Annotated in this window: 10 protein-coding genes and 2 pseudogenes; 5 read left to right on the top strand and 7 right to left on the bottom strand. The window is 57.3% G+C overall.

Annotated elements, in window-relative coordinates; all coding sequences use genetic code 11:
• Positions 1–330: 330 nt before the first annotated feature.
• Positions 331–732 (bottom strand): response regulator, encoded by a 402-nt coding sequence (locus tag AC1DZP_RS35230; RefSeq protein WP_477308854.1) that lies wholly within the window; start codon positions 730–732, stop codon positions 331–333.
• A 110-nt stretch (positions 733–842) separates the two neighbouring features.
• On the opposite strand from AC1DZP_RS35230, the gene AC1DZP_RS35225 reads away from it, so the two are divergent.
• Positions 843–980, top strand: coding sequence for a hypothetical protein (locus tag AC1DZP_RS35225; protein WP_477308852.1), 138 nt, complete (start codon positions 843–845; stop codon positions 978–980).
• Between the two features lie 120 nt (positions 981–1,100).
• On the opposite strand, the gene AC1DZP_RS35220 is transcribed toward AC1DZP_RS35225, so the two are convergent.
• From AC1DZP_RS35220 to AC1DZP_RS35210, 3 genes and pseudogenes are all read right to left on the bottom strand, one after another.
• Positions 1,101–1,637 (bottom strand): response regulator, encoded by a 537-nt coding sequence (locus AC1DZP_RS35220; protein ID WP_477308850.1) that lies wholly within the window; start codon positions 1,635–1,637, stop codon positions 1,101–1,103.
• Positions 1,638–2,229: 592 nt separating this feature from the next.
• Positions 2,230–2,406 (bottom strand): hypothetical protein, encoded by a 177-nt coding sequence (locus tag AC1DZP_RS35215; RefSeq protein ID WP_477308848.1) that lies wholly within the window; start codon positions 2,404–2,406, stop codon positions 2,230–2,232.
• 190 nt (positions 2,407–2,596) lie between these two features.
• Positions 2,597–3,429: pseudogene (locus AC1DZP_RS35210) on the bottom strand (DMT family transporter).
• Between the two features lie 269 nt (positions 3,430–3,698).
• Between AC1DZP_RS35210 and AC1DZP_RS35205 the strand changes: the two are divergent.
• From AC1DZP_RS35205 to AC1DZP_RS35195, 3 genes are read left to right on the top strand one after another with little or no spacing between them, the layout of a single operon-like run.
• On the top strand, positions 3,699–4,217 hold the full coding sequence (locus AC1DZP_RS35205) for a Crp/Fnr family transcriptional regulator (RefSeq protein ID WP_477308847.1): 519 nt from the start codon (positions 3,699–3,701) through the stop codon (positions 4,215–4,217).
• A 4-nt stretch (positions 4,218–4,221) separates the two neighbouring features.
• Complete coding sequence (locus AC1DZP_RS35200; RefSeq protein WP_477308845.1) at positions 4,222–4,425, top strand: hypothetical protein; 204 nt, start codon at positions 4,222–4,224, stop codon at positions 4,423–4,425.
• A gap of 9 nt (positions 4,426–4,434) precedes the next feature.
• Positions 4,435–4,674, top strand: coding sequence for a DUF6894 family protein (locus AC1DZP_RS35195; protein WP_477308843.1), 240 nt, complete (start codon positions 4,435–4,437; stop codon positions 4,672–4,674).
• 449 nt (positions 4,675–5,123) lie between these two features.
• Here AC1DZP_RS35195 and AC1DZP_RS35190 read toward each other — a convergent pair whose 3' ends face one another.
• Positions 5,124–5,303, bottom strand: coding sequence for a hypothetical protein (locus tag AC1DZP_RS35190; protein ID WP_477308841.1), 180 nt, complete (start codon positions 5,301–5,303; stop codon positions 5,124–5,126).
• A 241-nt stretch (positions 5,304–5,544) separates the two neighbouring features.
• Here AC1DZP_RS35190 and AC1DZP_RS35185 point away from each other — a divergent pair, with 241 nt between their 5' ends.
• Positions 5,545–5,760 carry a hypothetical protein gene (locus tag AC1DZP_RS35185; RefSeq protein WP_477308839.1) on the top strand — a complete coding sequence of 72 codons (216 nt, stop codon included), beginning with the start codon at positions 5,545–5,547 and terminating at the stop codon, positions 5,758–5,760.
• A gap of 22 nt (positions 5,761–5,782) precedes the next feature.
• Here the strand turns inward: AC1DZP_RS35185 and AC1DZP_RS35180 are convergent, their stop codons facing one another.
• Entirely contained in the window at positions 5,783–6,226 is a 444-nt protein-coding gene (locus tag AC1DZP_RS35180; protein WP_477308837.1) for a hypothetical protein, read from the bottom strand.
• Positions 6,227–7,301: 1,075 nt separating this feature from the next.
• A pseudogene (locus AC1DZP_RS35175) lies at positions 7,302–7,497 on the bottom strand (hypothetical protein); the annotation flags it as partial.

Here is a 7,497-nt window from a genome sequence, read left to right as displayed (position 1 = left end):
GGTCTGGTGACCGTGGATGCCGATGCGATCACTAACCTCTCAACGACGTCGCGGGTGACCGTTCGCGAGTAGCTAGTCTAGGTGGATGAGGCAAAAGCACTGGGCAGTCGATGACGAAGCAATCCGACCTTGGACCCCGATTCCGGCCAAACGGCACGGCGCACCGGTGGCCGACGGACGGGACCATTTCTACAATTGCCCCTCCTGTGACCAAAAGGTCGACATGCGTGATCTGCGGCAAGTCATCTGGCATGAAGAGCCGGGGCACAAACCGCTAGGGCCAACTCTGGTTTCCAGGCTGACCTTGCCGTCCAACCGTTGACCAAGTGGCTAGTTGCTACCCTCGCTTGCTGGAGTCGCGTGCTGCTGATTTAGAAGCATGGACAGCGCTGTAGTGATTTGAGGCAGGAAGAACGGCTTGGTGATCATCACGCTTTCCGGGACGCCTTCAGCGCCCCAGTGAGGCGCGCTGTCGCCGCTGATGTAAACTACTGGTAGGGTTGAATTAGCTCGCCTTACGTGCCTCGCTAGCTCCCATCCCGAGTTTCCAGATCCAAGGCGAATGTCTGTAAGCAGACCGGTGAACTTGCTTGGATCTTCATCAAACGCCTCTATCGCCGCTTCGGCGTTGGGCACCCCTACGACTAGAAAGCCTGCTTCTTCCAATGCCGATTCAAGGTCGAGCAGGATCAGTGGTTCGTCCTCCACGACCAGAATCGCACTGACAATCATCTGCTATTTCCCCCAATCCGGCTTACTACGCTTTCAGCCGCAGATTGGTTCCACGCGCAAAAGGTCGTAACCGCCCCTTCCACACGGCCATTTGCGTTGCGGCGCGGGCGGTGACTGATTACCTGCTCCCCATGAACAAAACAAAACTCGCGCTCTGGATAGCTGTGGCGGTGCTGGTAGTGCTGGTGTTGGTCAGCACCTATCTGTTTATGGCCGCGGATGCGCCAGACTGGTCAACGCGGCTGTAGGCGAATAACCGGTGCAGTGGAGGCGCGACCGCTATTCTGATGAGGCGGATCGGGGGACCTGCCTCACTGACGTGCCCGGCCAAGGGGTGCGGACCTTAGCAGCAGCGAGGGAAGCTGCCGTCACAGAAACCATAGGCGGAATATGAGGTTCCGCTTATGAACAAAAAAGCCTGCCACCTTGCGTAAAAGGGGGTGACGGGCCCTTAAAGCCAGCGAGGGGACCATGAATGCTGGTGATCCACACCTGTCTATGCGCGAGCCCTGCCCAAGCCTGGCCGTACGGGGAATTTCAACCTCGTTCGCTATAGCAAGAGACGAACGGATGGCCCTGATTAGATCCACCGGCGAACAAGGTTTTTCAACCCACTCGCCCCTAAGAAAGATCGGATGATGTAACCCTGAGGTGGCCACACTGGCCGAATGTACGACGAAGGGAACGTTGTGCGTATGGAGAAGTTGAGCGACTTTTGCGCAGTCGCCATCCCGTAGCTCGATATCCATGACAACGACATCGGGTAATTGATGCCGAAGCTTATCCAGTGCGCAAGCGGCGGATGAGAAAGTGCCGGTGACTTGGAAGCCTGCGTCGCGCAACTGGTCCTCTAGCTCGACCGCAATAAGCGCTTCGTCCTCCAAGATAACAACCTTGGTGGCCATTTCGCCCTCCCTGGCATTGCCTTTCCTGGACAACAATTAACTACTTTTCGCAGGGCTTCGCACGTGTTGGTAAAAATCGTACCGACACCTTCCACAAGCCCCATCCCTGAAAGCAAAAAGCCCGCCACCGCGAGGCACCGGGCTGAGTTTGAAGTGGCCAGGGATCAACCCAGCACAGGTTTTTAATACCCCGGCAGAGTAACAGATTGCAAGGCATAGGACGGCAGGGTTTTGGACGAAGGGCGCGGGCGCCGGTGGGCCGGTCGCCCGTCGCTCCATTCGCTTGGGTTCGGAGAGCGACGGGCCGTGTTGCCTAAGAATGCGGTACTGTAACTACGCCGCAAGACAGATACGGAGGCCGCATGGTGAATTATGCGTTAAAAAGCCCGCCGCCGCGCGGGTCGGGGTGACGGGCTTGGAAATAGCCAGTTTGGGACATTGTCTGGCCGGTGTGAAAACGTAGCCGGGGGAGCCAGCGGGCTTGAACTGCGTGCCTATCGACGGGAGATAAGCAAGCAGAGCTCGCGAAGGTCGCGGTCATAAGAACCCGAGCTGTTCAGCACGTCCACGCAACGCCGCGAGCACGGAAACGTCACTCCTTGAGTTTGCGATCAAGCTCATCCAGCAGTGACCGATGCTCCTGGGGGATATCGTCGTCAACCGTTAGATTCAGCAAGTGGCGGAGGTGGCGGCGGTTCGTTTCAGTAGTGATCCACTGACGAACCAAACGAGCGATAACCTCCTGCTGCGCTTTGTCGATCTCTTCCATGGTCAAGGCCTGCCCGGGCATCGCAGGCTCCAACTTCAGGGTGCGACAATGGTTCCTACCGAGCGCGCGAGCCGGTTGCGATTCCCTCCTTCTTTAAGTCGCACCGATCCGCAAAAAATCAGATGCTTTAGCGCATGACCGCGCTCTGGCGGCAGTGAAAGCTGTGTCGATCAGCGCAGGCCGTCAACTGCTATGGCGAAGACTGCAGCCAATCCAGAACTGCGGGAGCGAAAACTGCGGCCAGGACAATAGCGCCTCCGATCATACTGGCCCCCGCCGGAATCTCGCCTAGGAGCAAGAACGCGAACAGGATAGCGAACGGCACTTCGGCCGCACCCAACAGCCCGGTCTCCGCTGCTGGAATGAGCCGATCAGAAGTATGGCATCACGCGTCGAAACAAGCGTTGGATCGGCGACGCACCAACCCAGCACGAACAGTAGAAACGCCCCGCCCACACCACTGGAGTCTGTCGGAAGGCTCGCACCATGACCATGCAGAGCGCACTGCCAACGGTCATGACCATCGCCAATGCGTCACCGAAGAGATTTCCCGTACCGATGCCGGACGCGACCATTAAGGTAACGCCGCATAGCGCCGCAACTGAGGCCACCATCGTCTGCAGCCTGAGTGGTTCGCGCATCAGCCCCCAAGCGATGAGCGCTGTGATGAAGGGCGTGGGTAGCGTAAATAATTGCGACGTTCGCAACAAAAGGTGAATTTGAACGCCGATATAAAAGCAATGCTTGCTAGAACGCCCTCGGCCACAACCAGCCACCACGCTAGCCGAGCCTCAGACTGCTGTTTGGGTGACGGCGCCAGAGCACATAGGCCCCCATGAGGATGGAGCCTACAAATCCGCRCCAACAGAGAATGGTCATCGGATCGGCGCGAATTGATTTGGTTAAGACACCGGTGAAGCCAAACATTAAGGCCGAGATCGCCACAAGGATCACGCCAAGGCTGCGTACGCTATTTAGTGTAGAGGGCTGTCCTCCACGTGCGCGCCCTATTTTGCCAAACATTGAAAACTAGGCGGCTCGCCCGACTGGCAAGCCTAAACATACCAAAAAATCCTCCAATGACTGGTCACCAAGGAACCGCGAATGGCATTTGAAAACCCTTTTGACGAACTATACGAATTCATACCCAACTCCCCACCGGACGCTAAAAATGTTGCTTGCGCCCCGGCGTAGGAGGATAGTGTCCCATCGCTTGCCGAATTGTATGGGCGCAAGCGGCCGAGAGATAGCAGAGGTGCCGTGCTCTTGCCCCAAATATGGCGGCGGAGCGCATGGCTCAGTTTCATCAACCACACATCCGTAATCGATTACTGACGTCTCTGTCGCCCGATGACTTTGCGCTCGTCGAGCCGCATCTTGAAGCAATCACGTTTGAGCTACGTCAACACCTGTTCAGAGCGGAACATAAGATCTCCCATGTAACCTTCCCGGAACGGGGGATCGCATCAATCGTCGCCGACACGGAGGAAGGGCGGTTCGAGGTTGGCATGGTCGGATCGGAGGGTCTGGTGGGAACAGCTGTCGTGCTCGGCGTCGACCGCACGCCCCACACCTGCATGGTTCAGGCTGCGGGTGAAGCATTCCGAATTGAGGCGGGCGAGCTGCAGGTGGTGATGGACCGCAGCCACACGCTTCGCGCGGTACTTCTCCGCTTCGTGCATACCTTCATCGTGCAGATCAGTCAGACCGCCTATGCCAATGCCGGCTACTCCACCGAGGAACGACTGGCGCGCTGGCTGCTTATGACCCACGATCGGCTGGGAGGACGACGCCATGCCCATAACGCATGAGTTCATGAGCATTATGCTGGGCACGCGTCGTCCGGGTGTGACAATCGCGGTGCAGCTACTGGAAGGCGTCGGTGCGATCAAGAACACACGTGGCCAAATTCTCCTGAAGGATCGCACCAAACTGGAAGAGATTGCAGGCCAGGCCTATGGTTTTGCCGAGAGGGAATATTCGAATGTGTTCCAGTTCCCAATCAAGCGAGAGCGATGAGAGGGGCACTTGCGCTATTTCATGAACGTGCGCTACCGGGGCCGGCTGATCCCCGACCACGAAGGAGACGAACTGGCAGACGAGGCGGCCTTGCGCGCCCATGCGTTGGCGACCGCGCGCGAGCTCGTCTTTACCACTCGCATGCAAACGATGCGCAGTTGGTTCGACTGCAGCTTCGAGGTAACGGACGAGAACGGCAGAAGCGTGCTCGTGATGCCCTTTGACGAAGTGGTTGCGGATCGAGTTTGAGCGTGGACCTGACATTGGCCGTTAATTGCGGGCGGTGTTCCTTCTTATCCTGCGGCGAGGCATAGCGCAGCTTCGGTTCGTAGCATCGACCGCACCTTGCTGATGCCCGGCGTCACATGCGACAGCCTTCCGTAGGCCGGCGGCTTGCCATGGCGCGCTGTTTGGCACCGTCTCGCAACTTCATTTGCCACCTTGCGTGCTCCGACGCGGGCGTATTTGTTCATGCGCTTTGAACGTTGTTACTGACGGGCGACCCAGCCAGGCGGGTGAAGGGTCAACAGGACGAGCATGTTGAGCGGGCACTCGGTCTGTCTTGTGAGAGAGATATTTAGACGCCGAACGCACCACGCCCAACAAACGGTCTGCCCACGACTTGGGTTGTGTAAGGACCGGTTTGAGAATTGATCCTCGGTTCTTAGGCACGTCGGTCTCCGAGTAACCCCGGCGGTTTAAGTGGCTTTCTCTGGCAATGACGAACCAAAACGGATTCTGATCGGATCGACGGCGTTGAGCCGCTGCTCTCGTAGACGCGCAGTCTTGGCTTCCCTAACCTGCCGCTCAGCATCCACGACCAGTCTGGACTCGCGGTCCGCCTTCTCAATTTTTTCCCGATCGACGCGCCGTTTCATGCCGCCTCTCCCTTGCCTCTGACGGCCCAAAAAGAGTCAGGTGAAGAAAATGTTCCCAACAATTTAATTCGATTTCAGTCTCATTTGTTATTGCTAAACGCGGATGTGATTTTCCGCCGTGGGCTCGTCTCGCGCTCGGTCAGGCCAAGGCCAATCAATGGTAAAGATCGTACAAAGTTAGCGTGGAACGGAAGCTTCCGATCGAGCTTAATTGGCTGCGCATCTTCGAAAGGGAAACGCTATGTTGGCAGGGGATATTGCGGAACGTCGACTGAAAATTCTGGTGGAACAGTACGTCGAAGCCAGGAAAAAGAACCACGATTTCGTGTCTACCGAACTTGCCAGCAGAGCGATCCGCCAGTTCATTTCCCCACCGATCGGCGAAGATGCGCTTGATAACCTGATCGCGAAATGCGCCATCGAGCATGGGCTTAATGTTCGTTTTGATCGCAAGTGAGGACCGTCGGCCAGCTTGATCATTAGATTATGAATGCAAGGTCCAGCGCCCGATGACTCGTGGCGGAACAAAGCCGGTGCGAATTGTACGTTTTTAACGCTTCATTGACTCCGCACACCAGCGGGAGTTGAGTTTCCTTCTCAGCAACCGGTTCCAAGGTGAGCGTCGGATGCAGGACAGTCACTCCGATCGGGGTCTGCTCTATCCCAGCGATCTCGATATCTGCCATCGCGTATATGAACAAGTTCGCCACCAGCGGGGTTTCGATTTCAATAGCCCTGCGGCCGAGACGCTCGCTTCGTACGTCCTCTTCAGCTACCAAAACGGGACCACCGATGAAGCCGAGCTCCTCACTGCAGCGAGGAGGAAATTGATAGCCATTGACACCGACGATGGTCCCTACGACGTTGATGTCTTCGCAAAAAAGCATCGGCTTACGGTGAAGAGCGCCAGTGTCATCCTCCATATGAATGGGCCATCACGGCGGGCTTGCGATGCAGCCGCCAGGTCTTTCGTTGCAGCCCTAAAAGCAGAGGTGAAGTGTTGAGGCCAATGGCCCCGAAGTTCCTCGATCATAAATTGGAATGCCCGTACTGTCTCACCATAAGGCTGAGAATTCCTGATGATGCTCGTCCAGAAACGCCGATTTTTTGCGATGATTGTGGGAAGTACCTTGGCACTTGGGATGAGCTACAAACCGACTTTGAGAAGCAAGGCGGCAACAACGGAGTATTTCAAATCGCGAAGGGCCGCTTCAAGCGGATCGACTAGTGAGAGCTAAGCTGCCCGCCACGGAGGAAGCCGCGACGGGCTCCCGCCACGGTGGGCCAATGACGGGTTTGGAAATGGCCAGCTTGGGACTTTGTCTGGCCGATGCGGGAACGCGCCAGAGAAACATTAGTTGCATCTAATATAAAAAAGCCCGCCACCGTGGACCGGTGACGGGCCGCTCCAGAGTGCCAGCGAGGGGACATGAATGCTGGCGATTCTCAAAACGTCAGAAAGCCGTCCGAGTTTCCCGAGGTAGGAATATGTACAGAGGCTCAGGCGACGTGGAACATTGTCGCCCCGACGACGTTCGGCTGGGTCACTGTCCCTAAGTGATCCCTCGTGGAGTTGGCCCGCGCTGCCGAAAGGTGGCGGGCTTTTTCATTGTGCCGGATCCGCGCTGGGTAGGCCATCCCCGAGCGGCGGCTCATCCATCGCCACCTCGTCGACCTCCGTTTCCATCTGATCGCTGACCGGCTTGGCCTTGGCGGCACCGGCAATGGGCTCGCCATCAAAACCCTTTAGCCAGGCCTCGGCGGCCAGAACCCGGGCACCGCGCGTTATTTGCCGTCCTTGCGCGCCTGCGCGCCATACATCCAGGCGTAGGTGATGCGCTCCTGGTCCTTCTTAGCCACCGCCAATTGCCACCTACCTTCCTAACGGCTGTTTGGAGAGTGAGACCAGCTCATCTTCATCCGTGACGCCGGCCATATAGTTCGCGATAATGCGGGAGGCGATTGCCTCGCGAGTATGGGGCGACTGATTGTCTCGCTTCAGTTGTTCAAAACCCGCCCAAGCAAGGCTAGCTCGGATTCGTCGAATATGCCGGCGTCAGTTGCCTTCGTCGAATCGGCATGACCTACCTCCCTGAAATCCTGCACCGAGGCGTGACGTAGCTTCGGCTCACCGCGCAGATGCCGGACGCGGGCGGTGATGCCAGGCTTCACCCAGTCGACGTCGTCATCGGCC

The organism is Mesorhizobium sp. P2_F8 (genome assembly GCF_056403655.1).
Note: the sequence above shows the minus strand (reverse complement) of the source record. Positions and strands in the feature narration are given on the sequence as shown.

What these genes read in the sequence shown, in the direction of transcription:
- AC1DZP_RS35230 (WP_477308854.1), bottom strand. Translation starts at nt 732, where the DNA reads ATGATTGTCAGTGCGATTCTGGTCGTGGAGGACGAACCACTGATCCTG.
- AC1DZP_RS35220 (WP_477308850.1), bottom strand. Translation starts at nt 1,637, where the DNA reads ATGGCCACCAAGGTTGTTATCTTGGAGGACGAAGCGCTTATTGCGGTC.
- AC1DZP_RS35215 (WP_477308848.1), bottom strand. Translation starts at nt 2,406, where the DNA reads ATGGAAGAGATCGACAAAGCGCAGCAGGAGGTTATCGCTCGTTTGGTT.
- AC1DZP_RS35205 (WP_477308847.1), top strand. Translation starts at nt 3,699, where the DNA reads ATGGCTCAGTTTCATCAACCACACATCCGTAATCGATTACTGACGTCT.
- AC1DZP_RS35200 (WP_477308845.1), top strand. Translation starts at nt 4,222, where the DNA reads ATGAGCATTATGCTGGGCACGCGTCGTCCGGGTGTGACAATCGCGGTG.
- AC1DZP_RS35190 (WP_477308841.1), bottom strand. Translation starts at nt 5,303, where the DNA reads ATGAAACGGCGCGTCGATCGGGAAAAAATTGAGAAGGCGGACCGCGAG.
- AC1DZP_RS35185 (WP_477308839.1), top strand. Translation starts at nt 5,545, where the DNA reads ATGTTGGCAGGGGATATTGCGGAACGTCGACTGAAAATTCTGGTGGAA.
- AC1DZP_RS35180 (WP_477308837.1), bottom strand. Translation starts at nt 6,226, where the DNA reads ATGGAGGATGACACTGGCGCTCTTCACCGTAAGCCGATGCTTTTTTGC.